General features: G+C 75.4%; 20 protein-coding genes. 8 read left to right on the top strand and 12 right to left on the bottom strand.

Annotation, left to right across the window (positions count from 1 at the left end; all coding sequences use genetic code 11):
- Positions 1–9: 9 nt before the first annotated feature.
- The 6 genes from ACZ3J7_RS08350 to ACZ3J7_RS08325 form a co-directional block, all read right to left on the bottom strand.
- Positions 10–1,062: a cytochrome P450 gene (locus ACZ3J7_RS08350; RefSeq protein ID WP_465618143.1), complete on the bottom strand. Its 1,053-nt coding sequence runs from the start codon at positions 1,060–1,062 to the stop codon at positions 10–12.
- Positions 1,063–1,087: 25 nt separating this feature from the next.
- Positions 1,088–2,563, bottom strand: coding sequence for an AMP-binding protein (locus ACZ3J7_RS08345; protein ID WP_465618141.1), 1,476 nt, complete (start codon positions 2,561–2,563; stop codon positions 1,088–1,090).
- Between the two features lie 51 nt (positions 2,564–2,614).
- A complete protein-coding gene (locus ACZ3J7_RS08340; RefSeq protein ID WP_465618139.1) occupies positions 2,615–3,355 on the bottom strand; it encodes a glycosyltransferase in 741 nt (246 codons plus the stop codon).
- Entirely contained in the window at positions 3,352–4,359 is a 1,008-nt protein-coding gene (locus ACZ3J7_RS08335) for a 3-oxoacyl-ACP synthase III family protein (RefSeq protein ID WP_465618137.1), read from the bottom strand. The genes ACZ3J7_RS08340 and ACZ3J7_RS08335 overlap by 4 nt, the downstream gene beginning before the upstream one ends.
- Before the next feature lie 131 nt (positions 4,360–4,490).
- Entirely contained in the window at positions 4,491–5,990 is a 1,500-nt protein-coding gene (locus ACZ3J7_RS08330) for an SPFH domain-containing protein (RefSeq protein ID WP_465618136.1), read from the bottom strand.
- 197 nt (positions 5,991–6,187) lie between these two features.
- Positions 6,188–6,388, bottom strand: a complete 201-nt coding sequence (locus ACZ3J7_RS08325) for a hypothetical protein (protein WP_465618134.1) — start codon at positions 6,386–6,388, stop codon at positions 6,188–6,190.
- Positions 6,389–6,629: 241 nt separating this feature from the next.
- Here ACZ3J7_RS08325 and thiC point away from each other — a divergent pair, with 241 nt between their 5' ends.
- The 3 genes from thiC to ACZ3J7_RS08310 all read left to right on the top strand — a co-directional run bounded on the left by thiC (position 6,630) and on the right by ACZ3J7_RS08310 (position 9,765).
- Positions 6,630–8,420 carry a phosphomethylpyrimidine synthase ThiC gene (gene thiC / locus ACZ3J7_RS08320; RefSeq protein WP_465618132.1) on the top strand — a complete coding sequence of 597 codons (1,791 nt, stop codon included), beginning with the start codon at positions 6,630–6,632 and terminating at the stop codon, positions 8,418–8,420.
- Positions 8,421–8,608: 188 nt separating this feature from the next.
- Positions 8,609–9,103, top strand: a complete 495-nt coding sequence (locus ACZ3J7_RS08315; RefSeq protein WP_465618130.1) for a hypothetical protein — start codon at positions 8,609–8,611, stop codon at positions 9,101–9,103.
- Positions 9,104–9,219: 116 nt separating this feature from the next.
- Positions 9,220–9,765: a hypothetical protein gene (locus ACZ3J7_RS08310; protein ID WP_465618128.1), complete on the top strand. Its 546-nt coding sequence runs from the start codon at positions 9,220–9,222 to the stop codon at positions 9,763–9,765.
- Between the two features lie 22 nt (positions 9,766–9,787).
- Here ACZ3J7_RS08310 and ACZ3J7_RS08305 read toward each other — a convergent pair whose 3' ends face one another.
- Entirely contained in the window at positions 9,788–10,675 is an 888-nt protein-coding gene (locus tag ACZ3J7_RS08305) for a SecDF P1 head subdomain-containing protein (protein ID WP_465618126.1), read from the bottom strand.
- A gap of 213 nt (positions 10,676–10,888) precedes the next feature.
- Here ACZ3J7_RS08305 and ACZ3J7_RS08300 point away from each other — a divergent pair, with 213 nt between their 5' ends.
- The gene (locus ACZ3J7_RS08300) at positions 10,889–11,641 is read left to right on the top strand and encodes a DUF6585 family protein (protein WP_465618124.1); all 753 of its coding nucleotides are present in this window, start codon (positions 10,889–10,891) and stop codon (positions 11,639–11,641) included.
- Positions 11,642–11,808: 167 nt separating this feature from the next.
- A complete protein-coding gene (locus ACZ3J7_RS08295; protein WP_465618123.1) occupies positions 11,809–12,234 on the top strand; it encodes an LppU/SCO3897 family protein in 426 nt (141 codons plus the stop codon).
- Between the two features lie 217 nt (positions 12,235–12,451).
- Here ACZ3J7_RS08295 and ACZ3J7_RS08290 read toward each other — a convergent pair whose 3' ends face one another.
- The gene (locus ACZ3J7_RS08290; RefSeq protein ID WP_465618121.1) at positions 12,452–12,658 is read right to left on the bottom strand and encodes a hypothetical protein; all 207 of its coding nucleotides are present in this window, start codon (positions 12,656–12,658) and stop codon (positions 12,452–12,454) included.
- On the bottom strand, positions 12,655–13,179 hold the full coding sequence (locus tag ACZ3J7_RS08285; protein WP_465618119.1) for a carboxymuconolactone decarboxylase family protein: 525 nt from the start codon (positions 13,177–13,179) through the stop codon (positions 12,655–12,657). Before ACZ3J7_RS08285 ends, ACZ3J7_RS08290 begins: the two co-directional genes overlap by 4 nt.
- A gap of 96 nt (positions 13,180–13,275) precedes the next feature.
- On the opposite strand from ACZ3J7_RS08285, the gene ACZ3J7_RS08280 reads away from it, so the two are divergent.
- On the top strand, positions 13,276–13,827 hold the full coding sequence (locus tag ACZ3J7_RS08280; protein ID WP_465618117.1) for a TetR/AcrR family transcriptional regulator: 552 nt from the start codon (positions 13,276–13,278) through the stop codon (positions 13,825–13,827).
- Between the two features lie 148 nt (positions 13,828–13,975).
- Positions 13,976–15,235: a M20 metallopeptidase family protein gene (locus ACZ3J7_RS08275; protein WP_465618115.1), complete on the top strand. Its 1,260-nt coding sequence runs from the start codon at positions 13,976–13,978 to the stop codon at positions 15,233–15,235.
- A gap of 69 nt (positions 15,236–15,304) precedes the next feature.
- Here ACZ3J7_RS08275 and ACZ3J7_RS08270 read toward each other — a convergent pair whose 3' ends face one another.
- Complete coding sequence (locus ACZ3J7_RS08270) at positions 15,305–16,300, bottom strand: Lrp/AsnC family transcriptional regulator (RefSeq protein WP_465618113.1); 996 nt, start codon at positions 16,298–16,300, stop codon at positions 15,305–15,307.
- A 121-nt stretch (positions 16,301–16,421) separates the two neighbouring features.
- Between ACZ3J7_RS08270 and ACZ3J7_RS08265 the strand changes: the two genes are divergently transcribed.
- Positions 16,422–17,840: an MFS transporter gene (locus ACZ3J7_RS08265; protein WP_465618111.1), complete on the top strand. Its 1,419-nt coding sequence runs from the start codon at positions 16,422–16,424 to the stop codon at positions 17,838–17,840.
- Between the two features lie 19 nt (positions 17,841–17,859).
- Here the strand turns inward: ACZ3J7_RS08265 and ACZ3J7_RS08260 are convergent, their stop codons facing one another.
- A complete protein-coding gene (locus ACZ3J7_RS08260; RefSeq protein ID WP_465618109.1) occupies positions 17,860–18,726 on the bottom strand; it encodes a hypothetical protein in 867 nt (288 codons plus the stop codon).
- A gap of 163 nt (positions 18,727–18,889) precedes the next feature.
- A complete protein-coding gene (locus tag ACZ3J7_RS08255) occupies positions 18,890–20,038 on the bottom strand; it encodes a metallophosphoesterase (RefSeq protein WP_465618107.1) in 1,149 nt (382 codons plus the stop codon).
- Positions 20,039–20,121: the final 83 nt, after the last annotated feature.

The raw sequence follows: 20,121 nt of genomic DNA, 5'->3' as shown, positions 1-20,121 counted from the left end.
GCGGCCGGATCAGTGGCCGGGCCCCGCCGTGGAGCGCAGCAGGCAGGAGCGGTAGGACGGCAGCGCGCTGGTCGGGTGCGGGACGGTGCGCACGGCCCGCGGCCGGTGCGGGGCCAGCGAGCCGAGCAGCAGGGCGAGTTGGGCGCGGGCGAGGGCGGCGCCCGGGCAGCTGTGCGGGCCGAGGCCGAAGGGGGCGCGGGTGGCGTGCGGGTGGGCGGGGGCGTCGTGCTGGGCCTCGGCGGCGTGCCGGGCGACCAGCAGCAGCCGGTCGCCGCGGCGGATCCGGTGGCCTAGGACGGTCGCGTCGGCGGCCGCGGCGCGCGGCAGGACGGGGGAGGCGGCGGTGCGGCGGAGCAGTTCGGCGGCGAGCGCGGGCGCGTCCTCGCGGGCGCGGTCCCAGAGCCGCTCGCGGGCGCACCAGGCGGCGGCGCGGGGCAGCGCGGCGAGGGTGGTGTTGACGGCGGCGGTGGCGAGCATCGCGTCGCGCGGGTCGGGCAGCAGCTCCCGCAGCCGCAGCGCGGCCTCCCGGGCGCGGCGCTCGCCGCCCGGGCGGGGCAGCAGCGCGGGCAGGTGGGCGCGGGCGGTGGCGGCGGCGGCCCGTTCCGCGGCCAGCGCGAGGCGGACCGGGTCGGCGTCGCTGCCGGTGAGCGCGGCGGCGGTCGCGCCGGCCAGCTCGCGGACGGCCGGGACGAGGTCGACCGGCGCGCGGAGGTCGCCGAGGTGCCGGTCGAGGATCCGCTGCCACCCGGGCCGCAGCGCGGCCACCCCCGCCGGGCCCAGCAGCCGCGCCAACGCGCTGCGGGCGTCCCGGTGTTCGGCGCCCTGCTGGTCGAAGAGCAGTCCGCCGCCGGTGAGCGCGGCGGCGGTGCCGCCGGTGGTGCGCTCGGCGGTCCGGTCGAGCGGGACGCGGGTCAGCACCTCGCGGTAGGCGTCCGGGTGGTGGACCAGCACGGTCCGGCCGAGCCGGAGCACCGGCCGGTGCCGGGTCGCGCCGAGCAGGGCGAACAGCAGCGGGTGGCTGAACAGGTAGACGGTGCGGTCGGCGCGCCGGGCTGGGGTCAACGGGGGCTCCGGGGTGGGCGGGGGCTCAACGGGCCCGGTGGGGGGACGACCCGGCGAGCCGGGCGGCGCAGTAGCGGGCCGCCGCCGGGCGGTCGGGCTTGCGGGAGCGGCCGGTCAGCGGAACGGGGCCGAGCAGGACGGCGTCCGGCCGGGCGGTGCCCATCCGGGCCAGCGGGGCGTGCAGCGCGGCGCGCAGCCGGCGGTGGTCGGCCCCGGGCCGGGGCTGCACCAGGGCGACCAGCCGCTCGTCGCCGTCCGGGTCGGGCACGCCCACCAGGACGGCGAGTTCGACGTCCGGCAGGTGCAGGGACGGCTCGTACAGGCCCGGGTAGATGTTCTCGGCGCGGCGCAGCACCATGTCCTTGAGCCGTCCGGCCAGCACGATCCGCCCGTCCGGGTCGAGCCGGGCCCGGTCGCCGGTGCGCACCCACGGGTCCGGGTCCTCGCCGAGGTAGCGGTCGCGGGCGGCCGGGGCGGCGAGCAGCAGTTCGCCGTCGGCCGCGAGCCGGGTGCGGACGCCCGGCAGCGGGTGGCCGAGCAGGTCGCCCGGGCCGTCGTGGGCGCTCTTGTCGCGCTCCTCGACGGCCGCGGCCGGGAACAGCTCGGTCAGCGCGTACACCCCCCAGGCCTCCCGGGCGCCGGCCTGCTTCGCCCGGCGCAGCAGGCCGGCGTCGGCGGGCGCGGAGCCGGTCCAGACCCGGCCGGTCAGCCGGGTCAGCGGGCGCAGCCGGGGCGGCGTCAGGTAGGTCTCGTCCGGGGCGAGCCGGTCGACCTGCTGCTGCAGGACGGCGGAGCGGACGGCCGGCAGCGCGGCGACCGCGCCCGCGGCCAGCGCCGGGACCAGCACGAACGTCGTCCCGCCCAGCACCGTCCGCCCCGGGCGCGGGCGCACCAGCGCGTCGACCGCCCGCATCCCGGCCGCCAGCGAGGCCCGCGAGTGCACCACCGCGCGCGGCGCCGACGTCGTGCCGGAGGTGAACACGATCACCGCGTCCCCGTCGCCCTCGTACCGGGCCGGGGCCGGTCCGGCGGGCTCGGTCAGCGACCGCGCGCACCACGGGCCGCGCGGGCCGACGGTCGCCACCGGCGCGAGGGCCCCCAGCGGCGGCAGCTCCAGCCGCAGGCGCCGGGCCAGCGGGCGGGCCCACCCGGCGACGGCCTGCGCGGCGGCGTCCGCCAGGACCAGCGCGGGCGGGGCCAGCGCCAGCCGCGCCCGCAGCACCTCGGGGCCCGCGCCCGGGTCGAGCACCGCGCTGCGCAGGCCCAGCCGGTGCGCGGCCAGCAGCACCGCGAGGGCCTTCGGCCCCGGCCGCACCGCCACCCCCAGGGTGTCCCCGGCCCGCAGCCCGTGGCCGTGGTGCAGGGCGGCGGCGTAGCGGTCGGCGAGGTCGGCGAGGTCACCGCAGCGGGCCAGCACCCGGGGGGCGCCGGAGCGGGTGGCGGTGAGCAGCGCCGGACGCGAGGCGCCTTCGCGCAGGGTGCGGGCGAGCCGGTCGAGCACGGCGGTGGTCCCTTCGGTGGACGGAGCGGGGGGAGCCGGGGCCCTCCGGGGCTACCTGACGTCGACGTCGCGGCCGCCCGCGCCGCGTTCGAGGTACCAGCGGGCGGTGCCGCGCAGGCCGTAGGCGCGGATGCGGCGGGTGGAGTTCTGGACGACCATGTCGCGGCGGTGGACGATCGCGGTGGTGCGGCGGCGGACCAGGTTGATGAAGGCGCGGTCGGTGGGGGAGGGGCGGCGGGGCATGCCGTCGGTGGCGAGGTAGAGGGCGGCGGTGATCGCCATGTTGTTGCCGGCGTGCATGCGGTACGGGGTGAGGTAGCCGTGGCGGCGGTGGTGGGCGGGGCGGATCCGGCCGAAGAACGCGCCGAGGCCGACCAGGGTGCGGAAGACGGCGCGGCCGAGGGGTCCGTGCTCGTCGCGGCGGGCGGTGACGCGTCCGCAGACCAGCCCGCCGCAGGCGCGCATCGCGGCGCGGGCGGCGCCGGCCCAGCCGGGTTCGGGCAGGCAGTCGGCGTCGGTGCGGGCGAGCAGGGTCGCCCCGAAGTCGATGGCGTACCGGAAGCCGGTGTCGACGGCGCAGCCGACGCCCTTCTCGGGTTCGGTGATCAGGTGGATGGGGAACGGCGCGGTGCGGGCGAAGGCGAGGACCTGTTCGCCGGTGGTGTCGGTGGAGCCGTTGTCGACGACCAGCAGGGTGAAGTCGCGGTCGTGCTGGGCGGCGAGGGCGCGCAGGGTGCCGCCGATCCGGTCGGCCTCCTGGTAGGCGGGCACGATCACCCACAGCTCGGTCACGACTTCTCCCAGACCATCGTCATCAGGCTGACGCCGCCGCCGAGGCCGACCATCAGGACACGGTCGCCGGTCTCCAACTCGTCCATGACGCGGTCCAGTTGGACGCCGATGGTGGCGGAGGCGAGGTTGCCGAGCTCGGGGACGGTGACGACCAGCTTCCCGGCGGGGACGCCGGTCAGCTCCACGAAGCGCTCCAGGTACGGCAGGGTGACCTGGTGGACCAGGACGCGGGCGTAGGCGTCCCAGTCGAGGCCGGTGCGGGCGGCGACCCGGGTCAGGATGTCGGCGCCGATCCGTTCGAAGACGCCGCGCAGCTCCTTGCCGCCGCCGCGGAAGTAGCTCCACTCGTCGCCGCGCGGGTGGCGCGAGCCGCCGCCGGGGATGCCGCCGACCTCCCAGTGCTCGGAGGCGGTCTGGGTCTCGACGTCCAGGATGCCGCCGCGCTCGACCCGTTCGACCAGGACGGCGGCGGCGCCGTCGCCGAAGGTGTAGCCGGCGAAGCCCGCCCGGAACTCGGCCAGGCCGGAGGGGTCGCGGCGCATCGCCCGGCTGGGCGTCTCGCCGGTGACCACCAGGGCGCGCCGGGCCCGGCCGGCCAGGATCATCGCGCGGGCGGTGTCGATGCCGTTGAGGAAGCTGTTGCAGGCGTTGGAGACGTCCAACGCGTGTGCGCGGGACCCGAGTTCGGCTTGGACGAGGTGGGCGGTGGCGGGTTCGCAGACGTCCCGGGAGGCGGAGGCGAACAGCAGCAGGTCGAGGTCGGCGGGCTCCAGGCCGCGCCGGGCCAGGGCGCGGCGGGCCGCGCCGAGGGCGAGCGTGGAGGGGTGTTCGTCCGGCCCGGCGAAGCGGCGGGTGCGGATGCCGGTGGCCTTCTCGAACATGCCGTCGGGCAGCGGGAGACGGGCGCCGGCGGCCACCTCGTCCTGCAACTGCCGTGAACTGACGGTCTGTCGCGGGAGGTGGGAGCCGACGGCGGTGATTCCGACGCGGGGCAGCGGGTCCATGCCCCGATGCTCGCGCCGGGGCGGTCGCAGCGGCGTGAGTACGGGTACTCAGCTGCGGCCGGGGATGCGGAGACGGCCCGCCCGGCGGGGGCGCCGTCGGGGCGGGCCGTCGAGTGGGCCGTCGGGGCGGGTCAGTGGCCCGCGTCGACCTGCACCGGGATGACCGGCGTGGCCGGGGCCGGGGCCGGTGCCTCGGCGGGAGCGGGGGCGGGGGTCGGGGCCGGGGCGTTCATCGAGTTGAGCAGCTGCCGGGCCAGGCCGAGGCCGGTGCCGCCCATGGTGAGCGCCTTGGCGAACAGCTCGGACATGCCCTCGGCGCCGTTCAGCAGCACCATGTGCTCGACGTTGCCGAAGGCGTCCGCGCCGGCCCGGACGATGGCGGGCCAGTTCTCGGCCAACTGCTGGGCGACCACGGCCTCCTGGTTCTCGGCCAGGGCCGCGGCCCGGGCCTTGATGCCCTCCGCCTCGGCCAGCCCCTGGGCCCGGGTGGCCTCCGCCTCGGCGAGGCCCTTGGCGCGGGCGGCCTCGGCCTCGGCCAGGCCCTTGGCGGCCTCGGCGGCGGCCTGCGCCTCGCCGGTGGCCCGGGTGGCCTCGGCGGCGGCCAGGCCGCGGGCCCGGGTGGCCTCGGCCTCGGCGGCCGCGGCGACCTTGACCCGGTTGGCCTCGGCGGCGGTCTTCAGCTCGGTCTCCCGGGACAGCGCCTCGGCGGCGGAGATCCGGGCGTCGCGGTCGGCCTCGGCCTTGGTGCGAGTCTCGTACGCGCGGGCGTCGGCCGGCTTGCGGACGTCGGCCTGCAGCTGCTGCTCCTTGCGGTGCGCCTCCAGCTCGGCGACCTTGGTCTCCTGGACGACGACCTCCTGCCGGGCGGCGGCCTGGGCGAGCGGTCCGGCCTGCAGCGCGCGGGCCGCCGCGGTGTCCATCTCCGCCTGGTAACCGGCTTGCTGGATGCCCGAGTTGCGCGTCGCCTCGGCCTTGCGGGCGAACGCCTCCTGCTCGGCCTCGGTGGCCCGGCGGTCGGCCTCGGCGGCCGCGATCCGGGCGTCGCGCTGGACGGCGGCGGCGTGCGGCGCGGCCAGGTTGGTGATGTACCCGGTCGGGTCCAGGATCTCCTGGATCTGTAGCGAGTCGATGATCAGGCCGAGCTTCTCCATCTCGATGCCCGAGGCGGAGCGGGTCTCCCCGGTGAGCCGCTCGCGGTCGCGGATCATGTCCTCGACGGTCAGCCCGCCGACGATGGAGCGCAGGTGGCCGGCGAACACGTTGTGCACCCGCTGGCCCATCATCTTCTGCTGGTCCAGGAAGCGGCGCGCGGCGTTCGCGATCGACGCCGGGTCGTCGCCGACCTTGAAGATGACGACGCCCTTGACGTGCACCGGAATGCCCTGCGAGGTCACGCACTCGACGTCCAGCGCGGCCTCGTTGAGGTCCAGCGACAGCCGCCGGACCACCTGGACGCCGGGCACCACGAAGGTGCCCCGTCCGGTGACCACGCGGAAGCCGAGGCCCTCGCCGTGCTTGGAACCCGAGATGACGAGCGCCTCGTTGGGTTCGGCGACCCGCCACATCATTCTGAAGAGCAGGACCAGCAGGACCAGGCCTGCCGCGACCGCTCCGACGATGCCGATCAGCATCGCGATCTCCCCCTTCGTGGCACACCGGTCCGTGGCTGCGCTGAGTGGTGCAGTAGTGGGCGCGGAAGCCGGTGGCAGCCGCATTCTCCGCCGCCGCACGCCGGGGAGGAAGGGGGTGGACGGGTGGGAAAGCGCACTGGCGCGAAAGAGCCGCCGGAGGTTTGCGGAGGCCGCCCGGAGCCCAGGGGGGAGCGGGTTCAGAAGGGTTCGACGTACACCGTGCGCGGTGGCTGGTAGTCGACCACGACCACCACGGTGCCGGGCTCCAGCGTCTCGCCGGGCACCGCCCGGTAGGCCAGGAACGCCTCGGTGCCCAGGCGTTCGGGGACGTGCACCATCACCTCGCCGACCAGGCCCGCGCCGATCCGCCCCGACACCCGTCCCACCAGTCCGATCACCCCGGGATTCTCCCCCGTCCGGCGGTGGCCTGAACAGCGTCCGCCGTCGGGGCGTGCTGGACCAGCCGTGCCCGGTGCCCTACGGTGAACGGCGAACGCAGGCGGCGAACGCCCCTGCGCGGAACGGGAGCTCGGAGCACCGGGCTGAGAGGGCGCTGACGGCACGCGGCACGCGTGCCACCCGCTGCGCCGACCGCAGGAACCTGACCGGGTAATGCCGGCGTAGGGAGTGGAAGACCGCATGACCGCATTCGTCGAAGACCAGTCCGCCCACCAGCCGTCCACCACCGGGTACCCGACCCCGGCCTGGCACAAGGCGTACCGCCAGGGCAGCCGCCCCGACCTGCGGGTCCCCTACCGGGAGGTGCGGCTGACCGACGGGCGCACCGTCCCGCTGTACGACACCTCCGGCCCGTACACCGACCCAGAGCAGCCCACCGACGTCCGCCGGGGCCTGTCCCCGCTGCGCGACGGCTGGATCCGCCAGCGCGGCGACGTCGAGGAGTACGAGGGCCGCCAGGCCCGGCCGGAGGACGACGGCATCCGGCACACCGCCCCGCGCGGCGGCGACCTGCGCAACCTGGACGCCGTCTTCCCGGGCCGGCCGCGCCGCCCGCTGCGCGCCCGCGACGGCGTCGCCGTCACCCAACTCGCCTACGCCAAGCGCGGATCGATCACCCCCGAGATGGAGTTCGTGGCCCTCCGGGAGGGCCTGGACCCGGAGTTCGTCCGCGAGCAGGTGGCGCGCGGCCGGGCCGTCATCCCGGTCAACGTGAACCACCCCGAGGTCGAACCCGCCATCATCGGCACCGACTTCCTGGTGAAGATCAACGCCAACATCGGCAACTCGGCGGTCACCTCCTCGATCGAGGAGGAGGTGGAGAAGATGACCTGGGCCACCCGCTGGGGCGCCGACACCGTCATGGACCTCTCCACCGGCCGCAACATCCACACCACCCGCGAGTGGATCCTGCGCAACTCCCCCGTCCCGATCGGCACCGTCCCGCTCTACCAGGCGCTGGAGAAGGTCGACGGCCGGGCCGAGGAACTCAGCTGGGAGGTCTACCGGGACACCGTCGTCGAGCAGTGCGAGCAGGGCGTCGACTACATGACCGTGCACGCCGGAGTGCTGCTGCGGTACGTCCCGATGACCGCCCGCCGCAAGACCGGCATCGTCTCGCGCGGCGGCTCGATCATGGCCGCCTGGTGCCTGGCGCACCACCAGGAGAACTTCCTCTACACGCACTTCGAGGAACTCTGCGACCTGCTGCGCGCCTACGACGTCACCTTCTCGCTCGGCGACGGCCTGCGCCCCGGCTCGATCGCCGACGCCAACGACGAGGCCCAGTTCGCCGAACTCACCACCCTCGGCGAACTCGGCCGGATCGCCCGGGCCAAGGACGTCCAGGTGATGATCGAGGGCCCCGGGCACGTCCCGATGCACAAGATCCGCGAGAACATGGACCTGCAGAAGGAGATCTGCGACGAGGCCCCGTTCTACACCCTCGGCCCGCTGACCACCGACGTCGCGCCCGGCTACGACCACATCACCTCCGGCATCGGCGCCGCGATGATCGCCTGGTGGGGCACCGCGATGCTCTGCTACGTCACCCCCAAGGAACACCTCGGCCTCCCCGACCGCGACGACGTCAAGACCGGCGTCATCACCTACAAGATCGCCGCGCACGCCGCCGACCTCGCCAAGGGCCACCCCGGCGCCCAGGCCTGGGACGACGCCCTCTCCGACGCCCGCTTCGAGTTCCGCTGGGAGGACCAGTTCAACCTGGCCCTCGATCCGGAGACCGCCCGCGCCTTCCACGACGAGACCCTCCCCGCCGAACCCGCCAAGACCGCGCACTTCTGCTCCATGTGCGGACCGAAGTTCTGCTCCATGAAGATCAGCCGCCAGATCCGCGACGAGCACGGCGGCGAGGCCGAGCAGGCCGAGCGCGTCGCCCTGGCCGGCATGGCCGAGAAGTCCGCCGAGTTCGCCGCCCAGGGCAACAAGGTCTACCTCCCGCTGGCCGACTGACCCCGCCCGCGCCACGCCGCACCGGGAGGCGGAGGGGGCTTCCCGGCGCGGTGCTCCGGCCGCTGTTCCGGCCGGTGCCGGTGTCGGTGCCGGTGTCGGTGCTGGTCTCGGTGTCGGTGTCGGTACCGGTGTCGGTCGTGCCTGGTTCACTGCCGATCGACGGATGACCGGGTGGTGAGGGGAGAACCATGGGCGTGCTGACCGACTACTTCCGCGCGGCCGACGCGGCTACGGTCGTCCGGGTGCTGCGGGGGCCGGACGACCGGCTGCTCGTCGGCGGCGAGTCCCCGCACTTCGACGGGGTCGAGGCCAAGCGCCTGGACCCGGACCTCGTGCTGGGGGAGCTGGTCGCCGCCATCCGCCAGGTCCCCCGGGGGGCGGGGCTGGTGAGCGAGCGGCCCGTGTGGCCGACCACCCCGGTGCCCGGGCCGGACGGCCCGCAGGCCGAGGACGACCCCTGGGCGACGGGTCCGTGGGTGGTCGAACTCGCCACCTCGGTCCGGGACACGCTGGCAGGGGTGGCCGACGCGGAGGTGCCGGCGGCCGTCGCCAGGTGGGTGCGGGCGGAGGAGCTCCGACCGGCCCGCGTCGAGGACATGCAGCCGTTGGCCGAGGAGCTGATCCGACTGGCCAGGCGCGCCCGCAGCGCCGACGAGCAGCTCTACTGCTGGATCTGCCTGTAGGCGGCCCGGCGGCCCGGGCGGTCCGGCGGTTCGGGCGGAGGGCCGGGGAACACCTGTCCGAGGGCGTCCGGCCGTGGCATCGTGGGCTCCACTGCCATGGACGTGGAGGGGGACCGATGGCGTTGGGGGAGCAGTTACCGGCCCTCGTGGGTGTGGTGGTCGGAGCCTTCGGCTCGTACGTCGCGACCACCCTCACCGAGCGGAGCCGATGGCGACGGGCGAGAGCCGAACGGTGGGACGAGAAGCGGTTCCACACCTACATGACCTATGCGAACGTCCTGAAGGCCCAGATACGGATCGTGCAGCGCATCGGGGCGGCCAGGGGCTTCCAGAACGTCGTGGACCCGCTGGAGCCGGACGAGGGGCTGGTCCTGCTGGCCGAGGCCGAGTCGCGGCGGGCGTCCGAGTGGGAGGCGGTCCTGCTGGTGGGGGACGCGGGAACCATCGCGTCGGCGCGGGCGTGGCACGAGGCGGTGTGGAACCTCGAGTTGTACGCGCGCGGACTCAGGGCGGACCCCGCCGGATGGACACGGGCGGAGGGCCAGATCAGCCAGGCGCGGGACGCCTTCTACGCCTGCGCGCGACGTGATCTCGGGATCACCGGCCCGCCGCCGCCGTCCGGCCGCTGGCCCCGGGTGTGGCAGCAGCCGGACCTCGGCTGACCGGTGCCGTCCGGCCGCGGGGTCAGGGGGCGGTGGCCGTCGGGCGGAGTCCGGCGGGGAGGGCGGGGGTGGCGAGTTGGGCGGCGAGGGCGCGGGCCTGGGCCTCGGTGAAGGAGCCGGAGATGACGGCCCGTCCGCCGGTGATGGACTGCATCACGTAGGGGTGGGAGACGACGGCGCCGTCCACGACGACGGCGAGTTGGTTGGCCGGCGCGGGGAGGGCGGAGATCCGGCCGGTCAGGTCGGCGAAGGCCGCGGTGCCGGCCGGGGTGAAGGCCAGCTGGACCTGCCAGCCGGTGCCGTTCTGGTCGTAGGCGGAGGTGCTGTCGGCGATGTCGGCGCCCCGGAGGGCGGCCGGGCCCAGGGCGAACTTCCAGAGGCCCTGCGACGGTTGGGCGGTGTCGCAGGCCAGGGTCTCCGTCGCGGGCGACGCGGCGGTGTCGGTGGCCGGGGGCGCGGTGCAGTCCAGCGCCGCGAAGCGGTCCTTCAGTGCGGCGGGGACCTCGCCCTGCGCGGGCTCGGCGGGGGCGGCGCCGGTCTGCGCGGCGGCGAGCACCGGTCGGAGCTCCAGCGCGGGGCGGTGGGTGAGCGCGGCGAGCCGGTCGCCGACCGGTTCGACGAGGGAGAGCGCGAGCCGGCCCGCGTCGACGGTCACCTTCGGGTCCGTGAAACCCATCAACTCGGCCCGGTGGCGCAGCTGTTCGGCCGCCTTGGCGAGCGCGTCGCCGCTCAGTGACGGATCGGTGGTGAAGGTCGTCACCGTCCGGTCCCGGTCGTCGGCACCGGCCCGGGTGCTCGGCGCGGTCGGGGCCGCCGGGCCGGAGTCGCAGGCGGCGGCGCCGAGGGCGCAGGCGAGCAGCAGCAGGGCGGCGGCACCGGTGCGGCCGGCGGTTCGGCGCGGATGCGTCATGACGGTCATGGTGGCAGCCGGACGGCGGACGCGGGCGGGGTCGGGCGAGGCGGGCCGGAAATGGATCCGAGGGACGGGTGAATGGCGTGATCCGGGTGGTGGTGAATTCCCCGGAGGAGGGGCCTGTTCGGGGGCGGGGACTGCCAGTAGCATCCGGTGCCGCCCTTGACCTGCGGCATTTCCGTTGGCGAAGCGCGACGAAGAGAGATTTCCGTGCACGACGTACAGGCCCCGCCGATTCCGCAGGCGCTCCCCGACGGGGTGGCCGCGCTGGCCGCGGCCGAGGGGCTGGGCGGGCTCCGCGCCTCGTTCGGACCGAAGCACCGGAGCTTCTGGAGCCTGTTCGGGCTCTGGGTGTTCGCCCTGTTCGGGCTGCTGCTCTTCGTCCTGCCCGGCCTGTTCTTCCTCTGGCAGCTCCGGCAGGCCCCCAACCTGAACCGCGGGCAGGCCGCCCGGCGGATCCACTGCTTCGAGCACGGGCTGGTGCTGGACGAGCCCGGCGGCCCGCTCGCCTTCCGCTGGGACGCCCTCTCGGTGCTGCAACGGATCACCCGCCGCTACGTGAACGGGATCCACATCGGCACCGCGTACGACTACCAGCTGTTCCGCCCGGACGGGACGCAGGCCCGGCTGACCGGTTTCTACGCCGACCCGGAGGTCTGGGGCGCGGCCGTGCAGCACGAGATCACCCGGGCCCAGCTCCCGGGTGTCGTGGAGCTGTTGAAGGGCGGCGGGACGGTGCACTTCGGCGACATGGTGGTGAACGCCGGCGGGGTGGCGACGGCCAAGCGCGCCGGTCTGCCGTGGAGCGAGATCGAGCGGGTCGAGGTCCGCAACGGCACGGTGGCGATGCGGCGGGCCGGGAAGTGGATGCCGTGGTCGCACACCCCGGTCCACAGCATCCCGAACTTCTTCCTGTTCCTCCGCGTGGTCGACGAACTCCGGAGCCGGAGCGCGGAATTGTAAATAGCTGACCCGACATCAGAATGATGACCGGAATTCCTTTGCTGATTCTTTGCATATCGCTTGGGTCACGCCCGATCGATATCGAGACGAATGCCGGGAAGGCCCGATTCGAGCGTGGATAGGGTGCGCGCACAACGTCGCAGGGCGACCCAGACCTAGAGGAACCCATGTCCACTCCGCAGTCCCCCCAGCCCGAGTCCCCGGCCGTGCCCGAGGCGCCCGCCGCCGCTCCCTTCGAGTACGCCGCCGCGCAGGCCGCCGCCGCCCAGGCTCCGAAGAAGGGGAAGGCCAAGAAGGTGCTCGGCATCATCGCGGTGCTGGTCATCGGCGTGGTGGTCAAGGTCGGCGTCGGCTCGCTGTTCGACGGCCCCGACCCCGTCTACGCCAAGGTCGGCGACTGCGTCGTGGTGGCCGGCACCGACAAGGAGCCGGACGTCAAGACGGTGGACTGCGGCGACGCCAAGGCCAACGCCACGGTCACCCGGATCATCGAGAACAGCTTCGACCTGGACGCGTGCGGCGAAGGCTTCATGGCCCTCGCGCAGAAGAAGGGCACCGAGCGGTTCGTGATGTGCATGACCCCGAAGGAGTAGCGCCGGTGAGGCGTCATCGATGCGGTGTCACTGATGTCGCGGCATTGATGTCGCAGCATTGATGACGCGTAACCGATGTGCCGTCATGGATGACGCGTCATGGATGTTCCGTCATCGATGCGTTGTCATTGATGCCGTGTCATCGAGCCCCGGCTCGCGCTCCGTCGGACGGACGGATCGCGGGCCGTGGCTTCGCCGTTCCCGCCCCGCCTGCTGGTCACCACCGGTGGGTGAGGCGGTGGACGGCGGGGGCGGAGACCGTCTGGACGGTCCCGGTGCCGGGTAGGCGCAGGTGGGCGAAGCCGCCTTCGAGGGTGAACTCGACGTCGTCGGCGCGGTCGACGGGGGTGCCGGTGGCGTCCAGGACGGTGTAGCCGGGGCGGAGCTCGACGCTGCCGTGCCGGGTCTGGGGCTGGGGGGTCATGCCGGTACCTCCGGGAAGTCGAGCTCGGGCCGGGCCAGGTGGTTGAAGTAGTTCGACAGCGTGTTGAGCGCGATGTGGGCGGTGATCTCGGCGAGTTCGGCGTCGGTGACGCCGGCCGCGCGGGCGGTGGCGAGGTCCTCGTCGTCGACCCGGCCGCGGGTGTGCAGCACGCGGTCGGCCAGGCGCAGGACGGCGTCGGCGTGCGGATCGGTGTCGTCGGCGGCCTGGCGGGTGCGGGCGAGCTGCCGGTCGGTGAGGCCGAGCAGGCGGCGGCCGCGCAGGGTGTGGGCGCTGACGCAGTAGGTGGACTCGTTGTGCTGGGCGGTCAGCAGGGCGAGCTGTTCGCGCAGCACGGGGGTGAGCGCGCCGTTGCCGAGGTGTTCGTGCAGGGCGAGGTAACCAGCCAGTGCGGCGGGCGAGTTGGCGAGGGTGGCGTACAGGTTGGGGACCCGGCCGAGGCGGGTCCGGGTGCGTTCGAGCAGGCCGTCCCGGTCCTCGGTGAGCAGTGGCAGGCGTGGCATCGTCTTCTCCAGATGGTACCGATCGGTTCCGTTCTGCTGGGCAAGACGGTACCGATCGGTACCGAAATCCGTCAATCACCCGCTAGCCTTGGGGACATGGCCACCCACGCACGCGCCCGCCTGCTCGACACCGCCGAGGCGCTGTTCTACGCCGAAGGCATCCGCGCGGTCGGAGTCGAGCGGATCCTCGCCGAGTCCGGCGTCGGCCGCGCCTCCTTCTACCGGCACTTCACCGGCAAGGACGAGCTGGTCGTCGCCGTCCTCACCCGCCGCGACCTGAACTGGCGCGACTGGCTGGCGGGCCGGGTCGCCGACCTCGGCGGCCACCCGCTGGCGGTGTTCGACGCCCTCGCCGAGCGCTTCGCCCGCGCCGACTTCCGCGGCTGCGCCTTCATCAACACCATGGTCGAGAGCGCCGACCCCGACAGCCCCGCCCACCGGGTCGCCGCCGACCACAAGCGGCGGGTCGTCGAGTACGTCGCCGGGCTGCTCGTCGCCCAGGGCCACCCGCCGGAGCGGGCCGCCGAGCCGGCCCGGCGGCTGGTCCTGCTGATGGACGGCGCGATCGTCACCGCCCTGCGCGAGGGCACCCCCGCTCCCGCCGCCGAGGCCCGAGCGGTCGCCGCCGCGCTGCTGGGCACGGCCTAGCGAAGGGGCCGCGGCGGGTCGGACGTGGAAGATCCGTGCGCGGCGCCCGCCGCTCGCGGGCGTTCCGTGCGCCCGGGGTCCGGCGGCGCGGGCGGGGGTGAGGATGCGGGAGAACCGTCCGCTCCCCGTCCACCCAGGAGGCGCACCCATGTCGGCCGACGTTCACCCCCCGCTCGCCGAACCGCTCGCCGAACCGCTCGCCGAACCGCTCGCCGAACCGCTCGACGGACTCCGCCGCGCCGCCGCCGCGCTCCAGCCCGGACTCGTCGAACTGCGCCGCGCCCTGCACCGCGAGCCCGAGATCGGGCTCGACCTGCCGCGCACCCGTGCCAAGGTCCTCGCCGCGCTCGACGGCCTCCCGCTGGAGATCACCCTCGGCGAGCGCCTCTCCTCCGTCACCGCCGTGCTGCGCGGCGCACGCCCCGGCCCGAACGTCCTGCTCCGCGCCGACCTCGACGCGCTGCCCGTCCGGGAGAACACCGGCCTCCCGTACGCCTCCGAGCTCCCCGACGCGATGCACGCCTGCGGGCACGACCTGCACACCGCCGCGCTGGTCGGCGCCGCGCGGCTGCTCGCCGCCCGGCGGGAGGAGCTGGCCGGCAGCGTGGTGTTCATGTTCCAGCCCGGCGAGGAGGGCGGCGGCGGCGCGGCCCTGATGGTCGAGGACGGCGTCCTGGACGCGGCCGGCGAACGGGTCGCCGCCGCGTACGCCCTGCACGTCGGCGCCGCGCTGCTGCCCGCCGGGTACGTGGCCGGGCGCCCCGGGCCGATCATGGCCGCCTCCGACACCCTCCGGGTCGTCGTCCGCGGACGGGGCGGCCACGGCTCCAGCCCGCACCTGGCCGCCGACCCCGTCCCGGCGGCCTGCGCGGCGGTGCTGGCCCTGCAGACCATGGTGACCCGGCGCTTCGACGCCTTCGACCCGGTGGTGCTGACGGTCGGCACCTTCCACGCGGGCACCGCCGAGAACGTCATCCCCGACGAGGCCGCCTTCGGCGCGACGATCCGCTCCTTCTCCCCGGCGGCCCGCGCCCTGGTCCTCGCCGAGGCGGTGCGGGTGGTCCGCGGCATCGGCGAGGCGCACGGCTGCGAGGTCGACGCGGTGGTCGAGCACGGCTACCCGGTGACGGTCAACGACCCCGCCGAGGCCGCGCACGCCGAGCGGACGGTGCGCCGGCTGCTCGGGGCCGACCGCTACGTCGAGATGCCGAGGCCGCTGGCCGGCTCCGAGGACTTCGGCGTCCTGGCCGAGCACGTCCCCGGCGCGTACGTGATGCTCGGCGCCTGCCCGGCGGACGCCGACCCGTTCACCGCCCCGTACAACCACTCCGCGGAGGCCCGCTTCGACGACGGGGTGCTGGGGGACGCGGCGGCGCTGCTGGCCGCGCTGGCCCTCGGACGGGGCTGAGGCGGGCCCCGGGGCCGCCGCACCGCACGAACCCGCCGTCACCGGGCCCCCGAGCGGGCCGCGCCGTGCTCAGGGCTCGATGGGGACGTAGTCGGTGCGGCGGCCGTCCGGGGTGAGGAGGTGGCCGACGAGCTTGAGGGTGCGCAGGGTGACGTGCCGGTCGCGGACGCGGATCGCGGGGTGGTGGTGGGTGAGGTCCTGCTCGATCCGGCGGAGGTCGGCGAGCTGCGGGGCGACCAGGTAGAGGGCGAGGTTGGCGGAACCGACGGTGACGGCGCACATCCGGGTCTGCGGGAGGGCGGCGAGGCGGCGGGCGGCGTCGGGGAGGACCGCGGGCGGGACGTCCAGCCAGAGCATCGCGCCGACGGGGTGGCCGGTGACCCGGGGGGAGGCGTCGCAGCGGAGCACCGCCCGGCCGTCGGCGCGCAGTTCGGCGAGGCGGCGGCGGACGGTGCTGGCGGGCAGGCCGGTGCGGGCGGAGAGTTCGGCGTAGGGCATCCGGCCGTCCGCGCCGAGGGCCCGGAGGAGGGCGAGGTCCTCCTCGACCCGCCGGTCGGCGACCGGCCGGGCGGCGCCGGGCGGGGGCGCGGCGATGGCGCGGCGCTGTTCGGCGTCGAGCGCGCCGTTGGAGAACCGGCTGCCCTCGACGAGGGTGCGTTCGACCGGTGTGGTGCGGGTGCGCAGCACGCCGGGGACGGTGCCGAGCCGGTCGACCAGGTAGCCGGTGAGGGCGGCGCGGTCGTACGCGGCGACGGTCAGCAGCAGGTCGGCGTCGCCGGTGACGAGTTCGATGCTGGCGGTCTGCGGGTGCCGGGCCAGGTCCGCGGCGACGGCGGTGACCCGGTCGGCGGGGCAGTCGACCTGGACGAGGGCGGTCAGGCCGCGGCCGATCCGGTCGGCGGAGGGGTAGCAGGTCACCCAGGCGTCGCCGTCCGCGGTGAGGCGGGCCCAGCGGCGGGAGAGGGTGGCGGGGTCGACGCCGAGCGGGGCGGCCAGCCGCGACCAGGGGGCGCGCGGGTCGACCCGGAGGGCGTCGACGAGCGCCAGGTCGAGTTCGTCGATCATGGCTGATCCTTGCGCGGGGTCGGCCGCAGGAACGGATTCGTGCGCGGGCGGTGCGGTGGCCTCCAGGTTAGCCATCCTTGCCGCCACCCCCACCACCCTCCGCACCCCCACGGAACCGCCGATGACCGTCACCACCGCCTCCCGCCCGTCCCGCCTCCCCGGGGCGGCCGGGTCCGCCGTGCCGCTGCTGGCGCTGGTGGAGTTCGCCAGCGGGGTGCTGCAGGGCGGGTTCCCGATCCTGCTGCCCCGGCTGGGCGACCACCTGGACCTGCGGGCGTCCGACCTGAGCCTGGCGCTGGGCGTGGAGTTCCTGGTGTCGGGCGTCGCGGTGCCGCTGACCTCCCGGCTGGGCGACCTGTACGGGCACCGCCGGCTGCTGCGGGCGACCGTGCTGCTGACCCTGCTGGGCTTCGTGGTGACGGCGCTGGCGCCGGACCTGCCGGTGCTGCTGTCCGGGCGGGCGCTGTCCGGGTTCCTGGCGTGCTGGCTGCCGCTGGAGTTCGCGATCCTGCGCGACCGCCTCGGCGGGGAGCGCGGCGGCCGGGCGGTCGGCCCGCTGGTCGGCGCGCTGACCGTCGGCTCGACGCTGGGCGCGCTCGCGGTCGGCGCGCTGGGCGCGGACCCGGCGGCGACCCGTCCGCTGCTGTGGGCGCTGGCCGCGCTGCCGGTGCTGGTGCTGCCGGTGGTGTGGCGGCTGGTCCCGGAGTCGGCGACCCGGGCGGCCGGACGGATCGACTGGGCCGGCGCGGGCCTGCTCTCGCTGGGCCTGACCCTGCTGCTGTCCGGCCTGGGCGCGAGCGGGGTGCTGCCGGTCGCGGCGACCCTGCCGCTGCTGGGCGCCGGGGCGCTGCTGCTGGCGCTGTTCGTCCGGCAGGAACTGCGCGCCGCCGAACCGATGGTGGACGTCCGCCTGCTGGCCCGCCGGGCCACCGCGCCGGTGTTCGGCCTGAGCTTCCTGCTCGGTTGCGCGCTGTACGGGGCGCAGGGCCCGACGCTGGCCTTCGAGGCGGCCGATCCCGCCGCGACCGGCTACGGCCTCGACGCGGTGCCGCTGACGCTGGGCCTGCTGGTGCTCCCGCAGACGGCGGCGGCCACCCTGGGCGCGCTCACCGCGCACCGCCTGACCCGCCGTCACGACGCCTCCGCCGTCCTCGCCGCGGGCTTCGCGCTGTGCGCCGCGGGCTACGGCGCGATCGCCCTCGGGCACGCCGCCGCCTGGCAGTTCGTCCTGGGCGGCGCGCTGGCCGGCTACGGCGCGGGCCTCGGCCTGAGCCTGCTCCCGGCCCTGCTGATGCGGCGCCTGCCCGCCGACCAGACCGGCGTCGGGACGGGCGTCTACAACACCCTGAAGTCGCTGGCCGGCGCGGCGGCGGGCGTGCTCGCGGCCGCTGTCCTGGACCACCTGCTGCTGCGCCCTGGCACCCCCGCCGAGGGGGCCTACACCCTGGTCTGGGCGGGCTGCGCGGTGCTCTGCGGGCTGGGCGTGCCGGTGGCGCTGGCGCTCCGGGCGGCCCGTTCCCCCCGGTCCGGGGCGGCGTGAACCGGGCCCGGGAGGGCGCTCAGACCTCGTTGGGCCCGGTGAAGCCGGGGCCTTCGGGCCGTAGCCGGCCGTGGTCGTCGGTGAGGCCTTCGGGGCCGGGGCTGGTGAAGTCGGGGGAGGAGTAGCCGGGGCCGGTGAACTCGGCGGAGTGTTCGCGGGGGCGGCCGCGGTCGTCGGTGAGTCCTTCGACGCCGGGGCTGGTGAAGCCGGGGCTGGTGTAGGCGGCGGGGCTGTAGCCGGGGCTGTGCAGGTCGGGCGGGGCGGTGCGGGGCTGGGGGAGCGGGTCGGCGGCGGGGGCGGCCAGGTTGGCGTGCAGCCAGGGGAGCAGGGCGCGGTCGCGCAGTGCCAGGCGCCAGGCGGCGCGGGCTTCGGCGAGGTCGGCGTGCTGCTGGGGGTCGGCGTGGCCGGGGGCGGTGGAGCCGTCGCGCAGCGCGGTGAGGACGAGTCCGGCGCCGCCGATCAGCAGGGCGGCGGCGGCGAGGGCGAGGGCGAGGACGCCGGCGGTGACGGTGGAGCGGCCGAGCGCGAGGGTGGGGTTGGCGGCCCGCAGCAGCCAGCCGACCAGCAGCAGGACGAGTCCGGCGGCGCCGGCCAGCACGGGGGTGAGCACGGTGAGGACGGGGAACAGCCCGGCGCCGGCGGGCGGCGCGCTGCCGGGGTGTTCGGCGAGCGCGGTGCGCAGCGCGAGGTAGTGCGCGTACTCGGGGGCGGCGGGGGCGGCGACGGTGTCGGCGTCGGCGAGCGCCTTGGTGTGCAGCTGTTCGGCGGTGAGGTGGCGTCCGGGGGCGGCGAGGGCCTGTCGGACGCCGGTGTCGCGCAGTGCTTCGTCGAGCAGCCGCGCGAAGTCCGCGCGGTCCTCGGCGAGCAGGCGCGGGGGGTTGCTCATGGGTACCCCGTTCCGCGAGGTCGACGGAGGTCAGTGGCCTCGATGGTAGGGGCGCGCGGGAGCGGGCCGACAGCCTCTTTCCGGAACTTCCGTGTGCTCAGTTCCCTGGTGCGGCAGGTCGGTTGCCGTTCAGTTGTTCAGTTCCGCGGGGCCGCGGCGGGGGTCAGTTCAGTGGCAGCCGGGCGACCAGCAGGCGTCCGTCCATGGTGACGCCGCCGTCCATCGCGATGGCCAGCTCGTCGGCGTAGATGTAGGGGCCGGGGACGTGCGGCGGGGTGCCGTCCTCGGGCTGGTCGCCGGTGAGGTACGGGATCGGGCTGTGGCCGTGGACGACCCGGTAGCCGCCGTAGACGGCGAGCAGCTCCTGGGCGGCCATGGTGCCGGCCTGGCCGCGGAAGGCGAAGCGCTTGGTGAACTTGCGGAAGGCGTCCCACCACTCGTCGATGCCCTCGTCGGCGAGCAGGGCGTGCACGGCGTCGTTGACGTCGGCGATGGTCTCGCCGTACTCCAGGTACGCGGTGGTGTCGGAGTGCAGCAGCAGGTGGCCGTCCTCCAGGGCCATCGCGGGCAGCCGGGAGAGCCAGCTGATGTGGTGCGGCTGGAGGCGCTCCAGGTCGTGCTGCTGGCCGCCGTTGAGCCGCCAGGCGGCGAGGAAGGAGGCGGTGCCGGCGGTGGACTGGACGGCCTCGTCGCCGTAGCGGGAGGCGCCGAGGAAGAGCAGTTCGTGGTTGCCCATCAGGGCCCGGCAGTAGCCGCCGGCGGCGGCGGCCTCGGCGGCGAGCTGCATGACCAGGTCGATGACGCCGATGCCGTCGGGGCCCCGGTCGGTGAAGTCGCCGAGGAACCAGACCCGGGAGCGGCCGGCCGACCAGTGGCCCTCGGCGTCGATCAGGCCCTGCTGGTGGAGGGCGGCGAGCAGCTCGTCGAGGTAGCCGTGGACGTCGCCGATGACGAACAGCGGTCCGGGGCCCTCGCCGGGCTCGGGCTGCGGGTACGGGAAGTGCACCTCGACCGGCGGGGTGTCGATCGGCGGGCCGAGCTCGATGGTCGGCGGGTCCTCGTGCGGGGCCTGCCCGGTGGGCGCGTAGTGGCCGGGGACGGGCTGCGCGCCGGTGTCGAACTGGCTTGCGGGGGCCCAGTGCTGCTCCAGGTAGCGGGCGCCGCCGAAGGTGCTGTACGTCTCCTCGTACGGGTGGCCGGCGGGTGCGGCCGGCTCGAAGTAGGAGCCCTGCGGGAGCACGTCGAGGTCCTGGCGGGGGCGGGGTCCCGAGTGCGGGTGCTCGGGCTCGCGGAAAAGGTCCTCGGGTGTCATTCGCCCATCATAGGAAGCGCACTCTCCCGTCGTCCTCACCTGGTCGGTATCCGATTTCTGTCGGCCGGCCCGCCCGGCCCCGC

Source organism: Kitasatospora sp. NPDC015121, from assembly GCF_055562955.1.
This window is presented reverse-complemented; position numbering and strand designations above follow the sequence as displayed.